The organism is Pseudoalteromonas sp. BZK2 (assembly GCF_014349195.1).
Classification (GTDB): domain Bacteria; phylum Pseudomonadota; class Gammaproteobacteria; order Enterobacterales; family Alteromonadaceae; genus Pseudoalteromonas; species Pseudoalteromonas simplex.
The window spans coordinates 1-15,503 of the sequence record NZ_JACSOG010000026.1 but is presented as its reverse complement, the minus strand read 5'-3'; the positions used below and the strand labels follow the sequence as shown (position 1 = coordinate 15,503).

Below are 15,503 nucleotides of genomic sequence, written 5' to 3'. Positions count from 1 at the left end.
TCTTCTTATAAAGCAATATTTTGTATACCTAGGTGATTTGCATAGCCACCTACAAGAACCTTATAAACCCCCTGCTCATCCGAATAAACACTGGCAGAAATATGTGAACTGCACCCCATTGCTCGGCCTTGTTCAAACTTGAAATGGTTTTCTTGCTGTACAAATACGTGTTTTGATAAGTAGCATGCAAGCGCGCCACTGGCGCTACCGGTTGCTGACTCTTCAGGTATACCAACCAAAGGCGCAAAGTTACGACAACTTGCGGTCAGCTCACTTTGCTCTTCACATAATTCAAAGGCATGCACACCAATCACATTATGCTGTTGGCAGAACTCGCTAAGCGCTGCCTCATCAATAACAATTTTATCTAAGTAGCCATTCGGCACAGCGACTATAATATCCGGCAATCCTGTAGTTATTACATCGATCGGCAAGCCAGTTTCTGCAAGAGTCGTTTCATCAAGCCCTAATAAGCCTGCAAGGTCGTCATAAGCAAAGTTGCCTAGGTATTTTGGCAAGGCTTGCTCCATGGTAATTTGCCCATCTTCGGCAATTGTTACACCTAACAAGCCCGCTTTTGTTTGTTGAGTGTAATAGCCAGGTTTTAATAACCCTTGTTCGAAGAGCGTAGCAAACACAGCTAGGGTTGCGTGGCCACAAAAATCAACTTCTTCAGTTGTCGTAAAAAATGACACAGCAAAATCAACTTCATGATCTTGCGCCACAAATGCGGTTTCTGAATAGCCAATTTCTTTTGCAATCGTCAGTTTTTCTGCGTTTGTGAGTTTATCTGCATTCAACACGACACCTGCTGGGTTGCCGCCTGAATTATTTGCACTAAAAGAGTTAACTAAAAATGCGGTTATTGTCATTATTGTGTGCCTTGTTTTAAATTAAATTCAAAAAACAACATGCCATTTTCCTTAGATGCTTGCTCTTCAAAAGCCAACTTTTTTAAAAGCTTAATTGATGGTGTATTTGACTCATCAACACCTGCGATGAGCTTATGCCATTGTGACTGAGTACCAGCGAGGTTTATAAATCCCTGCAATAATTCAAATGCAAGACCCTGCCCCCAATATTGCTCAGCTAACAAATAACCGATATGAGCATCATGCTTTTCGGTATAGATAAATAAAAGGCCAACAACTTCTTGCTGTTGAGATTGCAGCATTAGTAAACGGCACTCGTCAAGCATGTTAGCCAGCCACTTTTCAGCAGCAGCTATAGAATCTATCCCCTGAAAATAACCCGGTAAATTTGCAACTACAGCAGGTGTTAATATCGCTGGTAAGGCAATCGTTAATTGATGATGCTCAACCATTGACGAGCTTGCGTTTATTTCAATCACATTTAACCTTTTCGTAGTGAAAGATAAACTCATTTTTCATCACCTAGTAAAAGCAATAGTAAAATAACTTATTACATAGACCATTTATTTGAAACAACTAAGATTGCAACACTAACGCTTATTACAGCAAATAAAAGACCTATAAGCAGTTGCCGGTATGCAATGAAAATTGAAAATCCAATAGCAGCACCGATAAAAAAATAGCCCAGTATTAGCTTTGTTACGTTTAATAACAGTCGTGTCCCTCATCTGTTACCTCATCCTTGATGTTTCTTCTAATTTTTACTGTTTCGGTAAGTCAGGGTCGAGCTTCCCGCCTTCGTTGATATAAAGGCTGTCCTTTATCAATTCCGACAAGTACTCAGCATAGCGTTTTAACTCAGGATCAGTCACCGATTTCAATGCTGTTTCCAAATCGTCTAAGTAACCTACATTTTTATTTTGCTCTGCAAACTGCTTTGAGTAGTTCGTCGCCAAATAAAGATATTCAAGTCGTTTATATCCATTTAAATCTCCATTAAGGGCATGTTGAATATCTTTAAATGCTCTAGCTCGATAATTATTTGCCTTATCAAGGTTCCCTAAAGACTGCTGCCAACGAGCAAGGATCCTTAGCAACTTATTTTTAAAAAATTCATCTTTTTCGCGAAGTGCGTAAGTTTGCTCGAGCAAAGCTAACTTTTGCTCAAGAGTTGGCTTCGAAATGTGTTGAGACGCAAGAAATTCCGTTATTCTCTCAATTTCTGCAGGTTTAAGTTCGTCAAAATCACCAATTAAAGCTATAAAACCCGATGTCTCGCAAAACCAAATGCCATTTCTATCCGTATGCGGCCAAAACACCTGATCATATTTTGATGGCCAACTGTAAATATAACCACCATAGCTTGCAGGCTCTGCAACCTTGCATTTTGCATCCTTAACTATTGGGTCATCTACTTCTAACTCTCCCCAAGTTGTTGAGTTAGCAAAAGACGATAAAACCAAAAAAGCCACCGATAACTGTTTTTTCATAAAAACTCCCTTATAAACACCTTTAAAGATTTGATAAGTAGTTACACCTTCACGATATTCACTAAAACGTTTCAAAATCAGTTAAGGGGTTATAATTGTCATTTTAATTTTCAGCTGTTTGGTTTTGTGGATGAGTTACCACTTGCCTGAGGCCTCCGGAGGGCATGCATTTTTTATCTCTGCCACAAGCTTTCTTTGCTGAGCAGTCGGTTCACCTTCAACAATCGCTACCTCATCGACGAGATAACAAATTGAAGCTGCTTGCTCTTTTGTTACTTTATCTAAGCATCGCTCAATTACTTTGTGAGGTTTATCGTAAACGTCGCTAGTATGCCCTAATAAATGCGTACTTGAGCGTAATAAATCAGTTGCTTCTTTCATAGTTAAATGAAATTCGCTGTTAAAAAGTGATAAGATTTTTTCTTTTTGTTCTTTACTCATTTCACCGTCTATTTTGGCTACTGCGACCATATATAACGCAGCTACATCCATGGGTGAATCTAACTTAAATGCAGGATTTAAATCATGGTGTTTCCTGAATTTACGACGTCGGTACCAGCTAAAAGGATTCAACCAACCAATATCTATCCCCCCTTCTTGAAGTCGATTCAGTAACACCAAAATGGTCACTACAATACCTAAAACACCTAATACAACATGCATAATTTTTCCTTATTTTTATTGCAGTCTATTGTTATTTATATTTTTTAAATTCTTCAGCCGTAAAATTACTTTTAAATGTAAAAGCATAGGGTGTGTCGCCGTTATCTCGCAGATATTGCAACCTTTCTAATGCCTCTTGAGGTGTTGGAATATGCTTATCTTCAACCCACCATAAAACATAGCTATCTTCTGATAAGCGCTGAAACCATTCACCTTTTCTGCGCATGAAATCTCTGTGGTGGGTGCGAAACATAAAATTTTTAAGATCTTCAACGCTTTCCCACACAGACATATTGATTATCATATTCTTATCATCAAACAATTTAATATTTGTGGCATCGCCTGATTCGTCTTTTAATCGCCATATAAAACCTGCACTGTTTTCAGCAACGCCATTTATTAAATCAAGATTATCAACAAAGTCTTTTATTTCTGGGGCATCCAATGGATATTTAGCAAGAGCAATATTTAGTTGGGCAAGTTTCATTTATGACTCTCCTTAGCCATCGGGGGAATTTGTACCTTTAATGTCTTAAAACTAAGCGATACAGAAGGAAAAGAAAAGCATTTTTACGCCTTCCACTATTCGAATTCTTATATTAACCATGCTTAAAACCATCAGTAGATGTTTTACTAAATCAATGATGGCAAATGGAAGTACTTTATCTAATCTCCGCCACCGCAATCACCGCCACCGCAATCACCGCCGCCGTCAGAACATGAACTGTCTGATAAACTAAAGCTACTCCCTGTGGAGGAGCTTCCACTTGATGGCGATTTTCTAGAAATGCCTATCCCTAATAACAAAATACCCACGACTAGGGCTGGCCATGCAAAAGCTAAATGATGATCATTAAAAAAATTAACAATACCAATCACAATTAAAAATATGGCTAAAACAATCATACTGAATATCCTTTTACTATTTTGAAGCTTAGAAACATGGTTGCTAATTTTTCTATAAAAGCAAAGAAAATATTAGAAGTAAATTTTTACTTAAGCTTAGGTAAAGCGAGTTAAAATTCTAAAGCTGTAAATTCTTCATTCGTATAAGGCCCTAAACCGAAATGTCTTTATAGTTTGACGCAACGTTTCTTCCTGTAGTGATTGTGTTTTCAAGCACCTAAAACTAAAAGCCCAGCAAGTGCTGGGCTATAAAACGAGTATTTATAATCTTATCGCTTGAAGCTTAAAACTTGAAGCTTGAATCCGATTAACCTTCGTCTTGCTCCATAAAGCGCTGAAGCTGGTCTTTAAGATTAGGTGGAATACCTTTGATCACCAGTGTATCGGTTGCTTCGTTATACATGACGCGCTCGCCTAAGTGTTTACGTTCAAAGCTCACGCTAACACCGCCGCCCATGCCAGAGAACTTCACCATGCTAGTGACTGTTTTCTTATCAACAGGGAACGACTCTTCTAAGTCATAACTTTGCTCTTGGCAGAAGCTTTCAAATGGACTGTCGTCATTTTTCGATAAGGTTGCAGAAAGCTCTTTAACGCTGGCATCTTCACCTGTGGTTACGCAATCATTACAGTAATCAAAAACTTGCTTACGTAGCTCATCTTTTTCTGACTTGTCGTATTGTTGCTCAGATAAATAATCTTCTACAGCACTAAGCATAACTTGGCTTTGCTGTTTAGGATCAATGCCCTCTTCGCAGCCTAAAAAGTCTAAAAAGAAATCAGCTACTTTACGACCTGCACGACCTTTAATAAACGACACATAGCGATTATCTTCTGGTTGCGTATCCCACGCAGTTAAATCGACACGTGCAGCTAGTTGCATACGCGAAATATCTAAGTGACGAGATGAAGCTAAATCAAGCTCAGAAGTAATTGAGTAATGCTCTTTAATATTGATCATCGCAATTAACAAGAAGTCACTTGCAACATATTGATAATGGCAAAAAACTAAATAACCCGTTTCGTTAAAGGCATACTTATTTAACTCTTCTTTTAGCACATTCGTTGCTTGCTCTGTCATGTGCCAAAAGCCAAGTTCGTCGTTACGGTAACTTTGCATTGCCGAAGCAACAATGCTGTTTTTCTCGCCGCTGAATGCACAGTAGCCTTTACCAGGCTTACCATTATATGCATGGTGTAGCTGCTCTATAAAAACGGCTACTTTATCGTTAACAACCATCTCATCATTGCGTAAATGAATATCTGTATCGTCATCTTTTTTGTCTACATAATGAACGACTAATTTTTTAACATCTATTGTCATCTTTGTTTTTCACGCCTCTGGTGTTAAAATACGGGAATATAACTCTTTTTATCGAACCAACTGATGCCTATCATATCAAAATATTCTAATGAGCAAGTAGAACAAATCGTTGATCAGCTGATTGATGTACTAACAGAGCACAAAGCGCCTGTTGATTTAAGCCTTATGTGTTTAGGAAATTCTATCACGCATATTTTAAAAGAGCATGTACCATCAGAGAAAAGACAAGCTGTTGCCGACAACTTTGCCAAAGCATTAGCGCAGTCGGTTAAATAAGATTTATGAATTTATCGCAACAAAGTCAGTTTTCTTCAAAAGTAAGTCAGCTTTTAAGTTGGGGCCATTGGTTCACCTTTGCAAACATAGGGTTAGTGCTATTTATTAGCTTAAGCTACTTAGTTGCAGACAGTGCACCGACAACCTTCATGGGCTATTTATACATGCTCGTGACCTGGTTAAGCCACACCAGCTTTATTACTTTTATTGCCTTTGTTTTAACGATATTTCCATTAAGCTTAGTGTTTCCATACCCTCGGCATATCCGAGGGATGGCAGCCATTATTGCAACCCTCGGCGCGTCATTCTTAACGCTTGATGCCTATGTTTATTTTAACTTGGGTTATCACTTAAACACGTCTGCGCTACCTGAAATCGTTTCTTTGTTGTGGCACCGCTTAACAAACTCACCGGCATTAACAACGATTCTTGCGGGCGGTATTGTGCTGCTAATTTTAGCGTTCCAGTTATTAGTCAGTAACTACACTTGGCACCACCTAGCGCGTTTAAAGCAATATAAGTTCCCGCGCTATGCAACCAGCACTATTTTAGTGTGCTTTGCACTTAGCCACAGTATTCATATTTGGGCAGATGCCAATTTAAAATTTGATATCACTAAACAAGATAATGTATTGCCGTTGTCTTACCCTACTACAGCAAAAAGCTTATTAGCTAAAAACGATTTGCTTGATTTAGAAAGCTACAAAGAAGCGCACGATGTGAGGCTTGACCCACATAATATCGATTACTTAGCACCTACTCCACTTGCCGAGTGTAAAGCTGAGTCGAGTGCGACTATCGATATTTTAGTATTTGAAAATAATGCTGACCTTGAGCAATTTGTTGCCACTGAGCCAGCACTACGTAAAACAGACTTGTTCTTACAACCTGTAGAAACAGAAGATACGTTATTTAGTTTAGTGTATGGCCTGCCAGCATTTTACAAAGCCCCTATTCTAGACAAACAGCAACTGCCTGTGTGGCTTGCTGATAATCGCTCAATTCAAATTAATGGTTTTGAGCAATTCGAGTTTATTAATAACGACGACCAAAACCCAGCGGTTCGCCTTGTACGCGCAGACGCTACAACACAAGCGCGTGAATCTGCTAATGCCGTGTTTGCCTTTAGTCTTGCACAGCAGAGCAATGGTATTGTTACAGCCTCTCGCTTATACAGCTCAGATAAAAAAGTTGTACAAACCGAAGGCCTTATTCAACCAAGTGATATTATCGCCACCAGCGTAGGCCATTATTTAGGTTGCAAAACCCTAGCTAAACAAAGCATGTTGGGTAGCAACTTATACAAACGCCATGACGACACGGGTGTTAATTACTCGCAAAATGTATTTATCGCATTCAAGAAAGACAGAATTACCCTGATTGATTCAGACGGTAATTTTAAAAACATTTCAGCAGCACAAGGCTTTGCCATTGAACAAGGGCTCGATATTCCATTCTTAGTGCAAAGCATTAAAAAGCTGAAGCGATATACGCCCTAGCGCTTATTGATAAATCATTATTTCAAGCTAGCTTTAGATATTAGACACCTTAATTGATTAGGAGACACGGACGTCATGAAAGCCATAATCATTTATCTAATATCACTTACACTACTTTGTTTTACCAACACATCACTTGCTGCCACCACAGAATACTATAAATGTGTCACAGACAGAGGCACGGTATTTAGTGAGTTCCCCTGTGGTAGCCGTGCAACCAAACATAAAATTCAAGTAACCGATCCAGACTTAAAAGCACCGCAAAACTTTGTTAAAGAGCTCAACGAGCTTGAACGCCAGCAAATTATCAGAAACCTCGAAGCTGAAATTCGCAGCTATAAACACCGTTTAGATATTTTAAGCCGTGATCGAGACCGAGCTCAGTACCATCAAGAGCAACGCTTAAACCGAATTTTGTCTGATAAAGAAGCTAAACAAATTAGTAAAGACATCAACAAGCAACTAAAAGCAATTAACAAGCAATACGGGCGCGACGTAAAAAGCGTTAATAAGAAACTCGCAAATCTAGAGAAAAAACTCGCTCGCTATAATTAAATACACTTTACTATTGGGTTTGAAGAATAAATAACATATTCTTAACACTAATAGAGTTATTGCTCTACATTGGTATAAGTAAGGAGTTTATATGCAGCCACAACACATTGCAGAGTTAATTTTATCTGGGTTTCGCAATCACTATAAACTCTTTCAAGCAATTACAGCCAAAGCACCACTTGCGTTTGCGCATCGTGATTGGCAAAAGATAAATGAGATTAGCAAACTTAGAATTAGCCATTACGATGATCGGGTTAACGAAACCATTGCTAAGCTCAAGTCGCTCAACGAGCAGCAAATTATTACCTTAGATCAAACCTGCTGGCTCGAAACCAAACAGCTCTATCAGCAATTTTTGCGCTTTCACCCTCAGGCAGAACTTGCCGAAACCTTTTACAACTCTGTTTTTTGTCGTTTATTTCATCGTCGTTATTTTAATAATGACTTTATCTTTGTAAAAGCGACGCTTGCGGATGCCCCTGCACTACCAATGGAGGTTGAATACCGCAGTTACCACCCTGTTGTTGATGGCTTAAGACCCACGATACGCAAAATTATTAATCAGTTTGATTTTAAAGCGCCCTTTGTTGATTTAGAACGCGATATTCGCTTGCTGGTAAAAGCCTTTTATAAACAAGCGCCCGATACACATCACCAAGCATGGCAAATGCGCTTTGATATACTGCAAGCCCCGTTTTACCGAAACAAAGCGGCTTATATTGTTGGCCGTGTGGTATCAGAAAGTGGCGTACAGCCATTTATTATTGCGGTGTTACACCATGAAGACAAAGGGTTATACCTCGATGCCCTACTCACCAAATCATCGCAAATGCGGGTTATCTTTGGTTTTGCCCGTGCTTATTTTATGGTGGAAACCCACGCGCCATCTGCGTTAGTACGCTTTTTAAATCAACTTATGCCAAACAAGACCCTGGCAGAGCTTTACAATGCAATAGGTTTTCATAAACAAGGTAAGACCGAGTTTTACCGAGAGTTTTTAAGTCATTTAGATCATTCAAACGATCAGCTTGTAATTGCCCCTGGAACACCGGGTATGGTGATGATGGTATTTACCCTGCCGTCGTTTGGATATGTGTTTAAAGTCATTAAAGACACCTTTGGAGAAAGCAAACCCTTTGGCCGCGATACCGTATTAAAACGCTACCAATTAGTAAAAAGTCATGACCGTGTTGGCCGCATGGCCGATACCATAGAGTATTCGAACGTCGTATTTCCACTAGCCCGATTTGATAGTAAATTACTTGCAGAGTTACATAAAACCATTGGTTCTTCGATGGTTATTGAAGGCGAATGGTTAATCATCAAGCATTTGTATATTGAAAGACGCATGACACCGTTAAATCTGTATCTTGAAAATGCCAGTGAACAACAAGCGTTTGAAGCAATAGAAGAATATGGCCAAGCTTTAAAAGAAATGATCGCCGTAAATATTTTCCCAGGCGACATGCTGTTGAAAAACTTTGGGGTAAGTAAACATAATCGCATTATTTTTTACGACTATGATGAAGTTCAGTACCTAACAGACATGAACTTTCGCGCCTTACCAAAAGCAAAGTCGTACGATGATTACTTAACCAATGAGCAAAGTTACTCTGTGGCACCACAAGATGTGTTTCCAGAGCAATTATGTACCTTTGTGACAGCAAACCCGGTGTATAAACAATATTTATTGAGTACACACCCAGAGCTTGAAGATCCAGCCTATTGGCGACAAGCACAATACAATTATAAGCAAGGTGTAGTTAGCCACATTTATCCATACCCTGCTGCACAACGATTTATCCATTATTGGTAAACACCAAGGACACACAATGAATATAAGTAAAATAGATTTAAACTTACTTGTTTACCTAGATACTTTACTAAGGGAATGTAATGTCACTAAAGCTGCTAACCAGCTAAGCATTACGCAACCTGCCATGAGTAATGGCCTAAAAAGACTCCGTAATTTATTCAACGACCCTATTTTAGTGCGTACCAGCGAAGGTATGGTACCTACAGAGCGCGCAAAAGAGCTACAGCCGGTGATCCGCGGCATTTTAATGACCCTTGAAGAAACACTTGCCCCAAATCGCGAGTTTGAAGCATCACAAAGTAAACGTGTTTTTCGTATCATGGCCAGTGACTATGCAGCAAGTACCCTTGCTCCTCGCTTATTAAGTAAATTACACGAAGAAGCGCCCGATACAACACTCGATATTTTGACCCCAAGTGATGTAACCTTCCACGACGTTGAAAACGGTAAGGTAGATATGGCTATCAACCGCTTTGAAAACTTACCGCAATCGTTTCACTACAAACAAATTTGGAAAGACAGCTTTTGCTGCTTAGTAAAAGCAGATAACCCGATTATCAAAGACTTCAGCCTCGACAGCTATTTAAAAGCCCGCCATATCTGGGTAAGTAAAACAGGCTTTGGTGTAGGTGTTGGTATGGACCCTAAAGATGTGCAAAAACTAGGTTGGGTTGATGAGGCGCTCGCTCACTTTGGTAAACACCGTAATATTGCCACCTTTACCCGTAACTACCACGTAGCCATTCACTTAGCGAAAGAACAAAACTTGGTTGCAACGTTGCCTTCAAAAGCCGCAAATATTTATTTAGATGATCCGGGCCTGAAAATTCTTGAGCCGCCATTCCCTATTCCGCCGTTTGAGCTCGATATGATTTGGAGTCCGCTATTACACCGTGATGCAAGCCATATTTGGTTACGCCAAAAGGTTGCAGAAGTAGCCGACGAGCTTAAGTAAGATTTTACCAACCAGTTGTAATTATTGCTGATAAGCAAGGTGTTAGCTTAGCTTATCAGCAGCATCCTCCTATTAAAAACCAATAACCAACTGAAATACAATAACTTTATATTTAAGTAATGAACTGGAATATGCTTTGCAAGTATCTAATTGCATTGTTTTTAATATTCAAAAAGAGGTCATTATGAATACTCATCAAGGACAAGACGTTCATCATATTGCAGATATCATCCAAGTTATGAATAGCGGTATCGATTTTTATGAAAAAGCTCAGGAAAAAGTAACCGACCCAAGCATTATTGCCTTATTTCAACGCATGATAGATGCTCGCAAAGTAAGTGTTGAGCGCTTACAACCTTATGCTATTAACGAAAATGGCGAGCGCGAAAATGGTTCTGACTTTGCTGTAGAAGTGCGTAAAGCTTATACATCAGTTATCACCAAACTCGGTGCCGACAAAAACGCCACCTATGTTAGCGAGCTTGAAGAAGTTGAAGATAAAACACTAGCCGAAATCAAGCACGCGCTTAAAAAGCCACAACCCCATGATTGTGAAGCCGCGTTATCAAAAACCCTACTGACAATTCAAAGTTGTCATGCTGAAATGAGTAAAATGAAAAAGCATTAAATTGTGAGAGTGCAAAGCCCAGTTAAGCTGGGCTTTTATATTGTTAGAATAGTTAAATATCATCCCTAGACTCTGTAACTAAATCCCTATAATTGCCATATTAAGCGTAAGTCTAATCTACCAGGTAGCAATGTTTCCGTAATTGATTGTTAAAGTTTATCTCAAAAACTAGGGTTATTTTTATGTTTGATTATTCCGAGCCTAGTTAACTCTACAAACAATTTTTTTAATGTTTCATTTTGTTTTGAAGTCCTGTTTTTATTTGTAACTAAATCACAATAAGACTTTTGTAACCTCTTTATTTTTTGTTCATTTTTACGGCAATCAATACACTTTGTGCAGTGCGCATCAATATAAAATCTGAGTACCTCAAACCAATACTTTTGCTCCAAGGCAAAGAAAATAAAAGGTCTATTACATACCTCACACAACTCTTCTATATCAATGTATTTCTCCCTCGGATAAACCCCATAATTCTGTTTCTCTGTATTAGCAGGTATAGCTGTCCCAACGAGAAACTTAACGTGTTTATATCGCCAATAAGAATTTTTTATTTCTGTTACAGAGTATTGGTATCCAGATCGAATCGGCTTACACCCATAACGGGGATGATTTACATAAGGTGACATAAACAACTCTTTCCTTATTCTTGACAGCTACCAGTCTTGTTGCCCAAAGTTTCTTGTCAATTAGCCCTTTTGCTAAATTCAGTAAACTATGTCACTTAAAAATAGCTGAGCTAGCAATTTGAGCCAGAGCCACCATTTAGATAATGCATAAAGTTTTTATAAACAAACTCTTTAAATACTTTTATTCTCATTGGTTGATGTTTATCTCGTAAAAAGACCAAATAGAATGGCGTTGCCTTAGGGTGCCAATGCTTAAAAACAGGGATCAAGGTGCCGTCATTTAACTCCGAATTACAGTAAACTTCTGGAACTCGAATTATGCCATTACCACGCAATGCAGAATACACCATTACTTTGCCATTTTTGCACTCAAGATCACCTTGGACGATGACCTCTTGCTTCTCATTTGTATGCTCACTTAATAGAGTCCATGTATTCAATGAACCTGCTATACACTTGTGATTAATTAAATCTTTTGGGTTTAATGGTTCTCCATGCTTTTTAATGTACTCTGGGCTCGCATAAATGCCTATTGTAAGCTCAGTTAACTTTCTTGCGATTAATGATGAATCTGTTAAGTCTCCCATTCTGAATACAAAATCAAATTCGCCTGCTACTAAGTCGACTCTTCGACTACTAAAATCTAACACAACATTAATTTGTGGGTACTTCTGCATAAAATCAGTAACCATTGGGCCAATAACATTTTCACCAATGTACCCCCCGACACAATTTATTCTAATTTCACCTGATGTATGTGACGCAGTATCTGATGTTATATCTATAGCATGTTCAATGCGCTCAAAAGCTTTTTTACATTTATCGTAAAAAAGCTCACCAGATGGTGTTAAATGTTGCGTACGCGTCGTCCTAACTAACAAACTGACACCTAGACCAGCCTCTAATTGAGATAGTTGTTTAGAAATTTGTGAGCGAGAGCACATTAATTTATTGGCTGCTTTTGTAAAGCTTCCCTCTTCGACCAAAATAAGAAAGCTATTGATATCAGCATAATTGATGTCTTTTTTCATGTTTTATACCCATTAAAATCAACTTAACCACATAGATTCGCTCAAATCTGTAAACAGTATTGTGAATTAATGACTATATATCATCAAATCTTTAATAAATAAAATAAGCTTCAGAAAAACATCATTAGAAATAGATAGTTAAAACTTAAATTAATTTCACCTAGAGGAGTAATAAATGAAAAAGTTAGTAGTGATTACTGGAGCAAGTTCAGGCATTGGTGAAGCTATTGCTAAGCACTTTAGCGAAGCCGGTTACCCACTCTTACTTGTTGCAAGACGAGTTGAAAAATTAAAGGCTTTGAATCTTCAAAATTGCATCTGTGAACAGGTAGATGTTACTGATAAAGAAGCGTTTTCTAATTCTATAGAAAAAGCTGAGGCACAATACGGCCCTGTTGAGTGCTTAATTAATAATGCAGGTGTCATGTTATTAGGCCAAATAGATACACAAGAGTCTACTGAATGGCAAAAAATGTTCGATGTTAATGTTTTAGCATTACTAAATGGTATGCAAGCTGTTTTACCTGCTATGAAAAAACGTAATAGTGGCACCATAATTAACGTTAGTTCAATAGCTGGTAAAAAGACATTTGCTAATCATGCAGCTTATTGCGGCTCAAAGTTCGCCGTATCAGCAATTACAGAAAATGTTCGAGAAGAAGTGGCCGACTTTGGGGTACGCGTAACAAGTATTTGCCCTGGTGCCGTTGAGACAGAATTGCTTGGCCACACAACATCTGACGATATTAAAGCAGGTTACAACGAATGGAAAAAAGCTATGGGTGGAGTACTAATTGCTGATGATATCGCTCGTGCTGCGCTATTTATTCAAGAGCAACCACAACATGTGTGTGTTCGTGAATTACAGATTGCTCCTACCCGTCAACAACCTTAATCTAGCAATAACCTAAAAGTTTAATGTACGCCAATTCACTCATTGAGTAATAAAACTAAACATCCCATCGACAAGGGCTCAAGTTGATGGGGTGTTCATCATTGCGTAATTTTCATTTTAAACGAATCAATCAACTAAACTAAAAGTAAAATCGGTAAGTGTTCGAAAACCTATAACTAGCCCTAATCAGAAAAATAATCTCGCTAAAGGTGAGAAAAATTAATGTTAGATCATTTAATGCCATCAAAATTATAAAACACTTTATGCTCTATGACTGGCTAAAGTTAACGTTCTGTATACATAAGCTAGCCTATAAACATTCATTTATTAATGTGTTTGTTATAGAGACTTTTCAGGTAAGTCACTTATTTTGTATATCACTCTTGGTCCCATACAAAATGTTATTAAACCATCATCTCTTTTCGGAAACTTATAATAAATGGCTATAGAAGCTTTATCTAGCATATTAGTAGCAAGCTGGAAAGTTGAAACTCTATAAGGTCTCAATTCTGGACTGTGTTCTAGATCTAATGGTTCATTAACAAATGTGGGAACAGTTAATACAGGTTGATCAAAATTGCTTTCAAACGAAATTTCAGTTCGAAAAGCTTGAGCGTCGCCGTAATCCAAAGGGTAGTAAACTTCTATATGCGATATCTCACCGTAAATACTTTGAGTTTTAAAAGCTGATACCCCACTCGAATTTTCAGTCGAGCAAGCAATACTAAAAAAGGAAGTTAATGAAAGTAAAAATACTAGAAATCTCACTGTATCTCCTGAAAGTAAAACACCATTGCAAGAATTTGGTAAACACTATTTATCTTTTTTAGTGGCTCGTTATAAACCCCTCAACTCCGAAAGCATAAATTCTTTAGTAGATAAACACAATGTCAGCTCACCGTTTGGACCTATTGGAGGTTGATAGGAAACCCTAACCTTTATTTTGTCTAAAGCCATAGGGGAACATAATTGAGATAGCGAATAACCCTCCGCCGTAAAATCATCTAAATTAAGTACTTGTAGTTCTTAATGAGTACTGTCGATAGAGTATATAGTCCTCAATGTAATTAAAATACGGAGAGAGTTTTTCATTTACAATCCTTCTAACTGTATATACGTAAAGCTACAATTTAATCACTCGCATAGTCAAGAAACGACCCTTTCGCTCGTTTTATACAGTTAAAAAGCTAGCACGACTAGATTTTTATAACACTAGCAATTAGTTAACAAGTTTGTTAAAAATAAACCAATAAGAAAAACGCGCAATTTGCTCGCTATAAACATGTTATATGCCTATGAATAACCTGGAGTGGAATTCGTGTAAAAATGCATTAGCAATGCTGAATGCGTTAAGAGAAAGCGATGAACAAAAGTTCGACAGTTTTACCAAAGAATTGCAACTATTCTATATTGATTGTTGCAGAGCATACATTGGGCTATTGCCTCAGGAATATTTTAAAATAGCGTTAGAAACAGCAAAGTCTTATATCAATGGTGAAGTTTCGGACGAGCAAGTAAGCCATCAAAATTGGTATACTGAGAGTGCTGTTTTTGGAATGGCATATGATGAACCACCATTTGAGTACCGTGCTATTTATGAAAATATTGCTCAACATCTTGAATTGAATTTCGATGAAGCTAGAGATTATGCAATTAAATTGGGGTACTTTATTGATTGGGCTAGTCTTTATGCTCAATCTTTTAACGGTCGTATTCCAAAACAGTACGAAGAGTTTTTAATTCCAGAAATGTTGCGAAAGTATATACCTAAACCATTTTAGATGAACGGCATATAACAATCGCATTAAGGGTGGACGCAAAAAGCTTGGCTGCGTCACTTCGTTGCTATTATAGCCAAGCTTTAATGCGCCACTTATGCGGGCGTTGGTATGACTCCCACAGTCAAGTTAAACGCACTGATCCTTGCCTAACTTTTTAAGCCATAATTTCTTCAGCTCGAATTA

At 38.1% G+C, this 15,503-nt stretch carries 18 protein-coding genes; 8 read left to right on the top strand and 10 right to left on the bottom strand.

Going from position 1 to position 15,503, the window contains the following annotated elements; all coding sequences use genetic code 11:
* Window positions 1–5: 5 nt before the first annotated feature.
* The 7 genes from BIZ38_RS15285 to yejK all read right to left on the bottom strand — a co-directional run bounded on the left by BIZ38_RS15285 (window position 6) and on the right by yejK (window position 5,255).
* Window positions 6–872: a PhzF family phenazine biosynthesis protein gene (locus BIZ38_RS15285; protein WP_187490664.1), complete on the bottom strand. Its 867-nt coding sequence runs from the start codon at window positions 870–872 to the stop codon at window positions 6–8.
* Window positions 872–1,384 carry a GNAT family N-acetyltransferase gene (locus BIZ38_RS15280; RefSeq protein WP_187490663.1) on the bottom strand — a complete coding sequence of 171 codons (513 nt, stop codon included), beginning with the start codon at window positions 1,382–1,384 and terminating at the stop codon, window positions 872–874. Before BIZ38_RS15280 ends, BIZ38_RS15285 begins: the two co-directional genes overlap by 1 nt.
* Before the next feature lie 249 nt (window positions 1,385–1,633).
* A complete protein-coding gene (locus tag BIZ38_RS15275) occupies window positions 1,634–2,437 on the bottom strand; it encodes a hypothetical protein (RefSeq protein ID WP_187490662.1) in 804 nt (267 codons plus the stop codon).
* A gap of 60 nt (window positions 2,438–2,497) precedes the next feature.
* Window positions 2,498–3,025, bottom strand: a complete 528-nt coding sequence (locus BIZ38_RS15270; RefSeq protein WP_187490661.1) for a TerB family tellurite resistance protein — start codon at window positions 3,023–3,025, stop codon at window positions 2,498–2,500.
* A gap of 31 nt (window positions 3,026–3,056) precedes the next feature.
* A complete protein-coding gene (locus BIZ38_RS15265; RefSeq protein WP_187490660.1) occupies window positions 3,057–3,512 on the bottom strand; it encodes a DUF3291 domain-containing protein in 456 nt (151 codons plus the stop codon).
* Between the two features lie 179 nt (window positions 3,513–3,691).
* Entirely contained in the window at window positions 3,692–3,931 is a 240-nt protein-coding gene (locus tag BIZ38_RS15260; RefSeq protein WP_187490659.1) for a hypothetical protein, read from the bottom strand.
* A 307-nt stretch (window positions 3,932–4,238) separates the two neighbouring features.
* On the bottom strand, window positions 4,239–5,255 hold the full coding sequence (gene yejK, locus BIZ38_RS15255) for a nucleoid-associated protein YejK (RefSeq protein WP_187490658.1): 1,017 nt from the start codon (window positions 5,253–5,255) through the stop codon (window positions 4,239–4,241).
* Window positions 5,256–5,318: 63 nt separating this feature from the next.
* Between yejK and BIZ38_RS15250 the strand changes: the two genes are divergently transcribed.
* From BIZ38_RS15250 to BIZ38_RS15225, 6 genes are all read left to right on the top strand, one after another.
* On the top strand, window positions 5,319–5,531 hold the full coding sequence (locus tag BIZ38_RS15250; protein WP_036967930.1) for a DUF1414 domain-containing protein: 213 nt from the start codon (window positions 5,319–5,321) through the stop codon (window positions 5,529–5,531).
* Window positions 5,532–5,536: 5 nt separating this feature from the next.
* Window positions 5,537–7,030 (top strand): DUF3413 domain-containing protein, encoded by a 1,494-nt coding sequence (locus tag BIZ38_RS15245; RefSeq protein ID WP_187490657.1) that lies wholly within the window; start codon window positions 5,537–5,539, stop codon window positions 7,028–7,030.
* A 75-nt stretch (window positions 7,031–7,105) separates the two neighbouring features.
* Window positions 7,106–7,585: a DUF4124 domain-containing protein gene (locus tag BIZ38_RS15240; RefSeq protein ID WP_187490656.1), complete on the top strand. Its 480-nt coding sequence runs from the start codon at window positions 7,106–7,108 to the stop codon at window positions 7,583–7,585.
* A 91-nt stretch (window positions 7,586–7,676) separates the two neighbouring features.
* Entirely contained in the window at window positions 7,677–9,401 is a 1,725-nt protein-coding gene (gene aceK, locus BIZ38_RS15235; RefSeq protein WP_187490655.1) for a bifunctional isocitrate dehydrogenase kinase/phosphatase, read from the top strand.
* A gap of 16 nt (window positions 9,402–9,417) precedes the next feature.
* Complete coding sequence (locus BIZ38_RS15230; protein WP_054554698.1) at window positions 9,418–10,356, top strand: LysR family transcriptional regulator; 939 nt, start codon at window positions 9,418–9,420, stop codon at window positions 10,354–10,356.
* Window positions 10,357–10,540: 184 nt separating this feature from the next.
* The gene (locus tag BIZ38_RS15225; protein ID WP_138618242.1) at window positions 10,541–10,984 is read left to right on the top strand and encodes a ferritin-like domain-containing protein; all 444 of its coding nucleotides are present in this window, start codon (window positions 10,541–10,543) and stop codon (window positions 10,982–10,984) included.
* A 161-nt stretch (window positions 10,985–11,145) separates the two neighbouring features.
* On the opposite strand, the gene BIZ38_RS15220 is transcribed toward BIZ38_RS15225, so the two are convergent.
* Window positions 11,146–11,613: a zinc-ribbon domain containing protein gene (locus BIZ38_RS15220; RefSeq protein ID WP_187490654.1), complete on the bottom strand. Its 468-nt coding sequence runs from the start codon at window positions 11,611–11,613 to the stop codon at window positions 11,146–11,148.
* 110 nt (window positions 11,614–11,723) lie between these two features.
* Window positions 11,724–12,644, bottom strand: coding sequence for a LysR family transcriptional regulator (locus BIZ38_RS15215; RefSeq protein ID WP_054554695.1), 921 nt, complete (start codon window positions 12,642–12,644; stop codon window positions 11,724–11,726).
* Between the two features lie 175 nt (window positions 12,645–12,819).
* On the opposite strand from BIZ38_RS15215, the gene BIZ38_RS15210 reads away from it, so the two are divergent.
* A complete protein-coding gene (locus tag BIZ38_RS15210; protein ID WP_054554694.1) occupies window positions 12,820–13,539 on the top strand; it encodes an SDR family oxidoreductase in 720 nt (239 codons plus the stop codon).
* Between the two features lie 339 nt (window positions 13,540–13,878).
* On the opposite strand, the gene BIZ38_RS15205 is transcribed toward BIZ38_RS15210, so the two are convergent.
* The gene (locus tag BIZ38_RS15205; protein ID WP_187490653.1) at window positions 13,879–14,307 is read right to left on the bottom strand and encodes a hypothetical protein; all 429 of its coding nucleotides are present in this window, start codon (window positions 14,305–14,307) and stop codon (window positions 13,879–13,881) included.
* A gap of 527 nt (window positions 14,308–14,834) precedes the next feature.
* Between BIZ38_RS15205 and BIZ38_RS15200 the strand changes: the two genes are divergently transcribed.
* A complete protein-coding gene (locus BIZ38_RS15200) occupies window positions 14,835–15,320 on the top strand; it encodes a hypothetical protein (protein WP_187490652.1) in 486 nt (161 codons plus the stop codon).
* Window positions 15,321–15,503: the final 183 nt, after the last annotated feature.

Excerpts from the sequence above, each read along its gene's own strand:
- BIZ38_RS15285 (WP_187490664.1), bottom strand. The coding sequence starts at position 872 with ATGACAATAACCGCATTTTTAGTTAACTCTTTTAGTGCAAATAATTCA.
- BIZ38_RS15280 (WP_187490663.1), bottom strand. The coding sequence starts at position 1,384 with ATGAGTTTATCTTTCACTACGAAAAGGTTAAATGTGATTGAAATAAAC.
- BIZ38_RS15270 (WP_187490661.1), bottom strand. The coding sequence starts at position 3,025 with ATGCATGTTGTATTAGGTGTTTTAGGTATTGTAGTGACCATTTTGGTG.
- BIZ38_RS15265 (WP_187490660.1), bottom strand. The coding sequence starts at position 3,512 with ATGAAACTTGCCCAACTAAATATTGCTCTTGCTAAATATCCATTGGAT.
- BIZ38_RS15260 (WP_187490659.1), bottom strand. The coding sequence starts at position 3,931 with ATGATTGTTTTAGCCATATTTTTAATTGTGATTGGTATTGTTAATTTT.
- yejK (WP_187490658.1), bottom strand. The coding sequence starts at position 5,255 with ATGACAATAGATGTTAAAAAATTAGTCGTTCATTATGTAGACAAAAAA.
- BIZ38_RS15250 (WP_036967930.1), top strand. The coding sequence starts at position 5,319 with ATGCCTATCATATCAAAATATTCTAATGAGCAAGTAGAACAAATCGTT.
- BIZ38_RS15245 (WP_187490657.1), top strand. The coding sequence starts at position 5,537 with ATGAATTTATCGCAACAAAGTCAGTTTTCTTCAAAAGTAAGTCAGCTT.
- BIZ38_RS15240 (WP_187490656.1), top strand. The coding sequence starts at position 7,106 with ATGAAAGCCATAATCATTTATCTAATATCACTTACACTACTTTGTTTT.
- aceK (WP_187490655.1), top strand. The coding sequence starts at position 7,677 with ATGCAGCCACAACACATTGCAGAGTTAATTTTATCTGGGTTTCGCAAT.
- BIZ38_RS15230 (WP_054554698.1), top strand. The coding sequence starts at position 9,418 with ATGAATATAAGTAAAATAGATTTAAACTTACTTGTTTACCTAGATACT.
- BIZ38_RS15225 (WP_138618242.1), top strand. The coding sequence starts at position 10,541 with ATGAATACTCATCAAGGACAAGACGTTCATCATATTGCAGATATCATC.
- BIZ38_RS15220 (WP_187490654.1), bottom strand. The coding sequence starts at position 11,613 with ATGTCACCTTATGTAAATCATCCCCGTTATGGGTGTAAGCCGATTCGA.
- BIZ38_RS15215 (WP_054554695.1), bottom strand. The coding sequence starts at position 12,644 with ATGAAAAAAGACATCAATTATGCTGATATCAATAGCTTTCTTATTTTG.
- BIZ38_RS15210 (WP_054554694.1), top strand. The coding sequence starts at position 12,820 with ATGAAAAAGTTAGTAGTGATTACTGGAGCAAGTTCAGGCATTGGTGAA.
- BIZ38_RS15200 (WP_187490652.1), top strand. The coding sequence starts at position 14,835 with ATGAATAACCTGGAGTGGAATTCGTGTAAAAATGCATTAGCAATGCTG.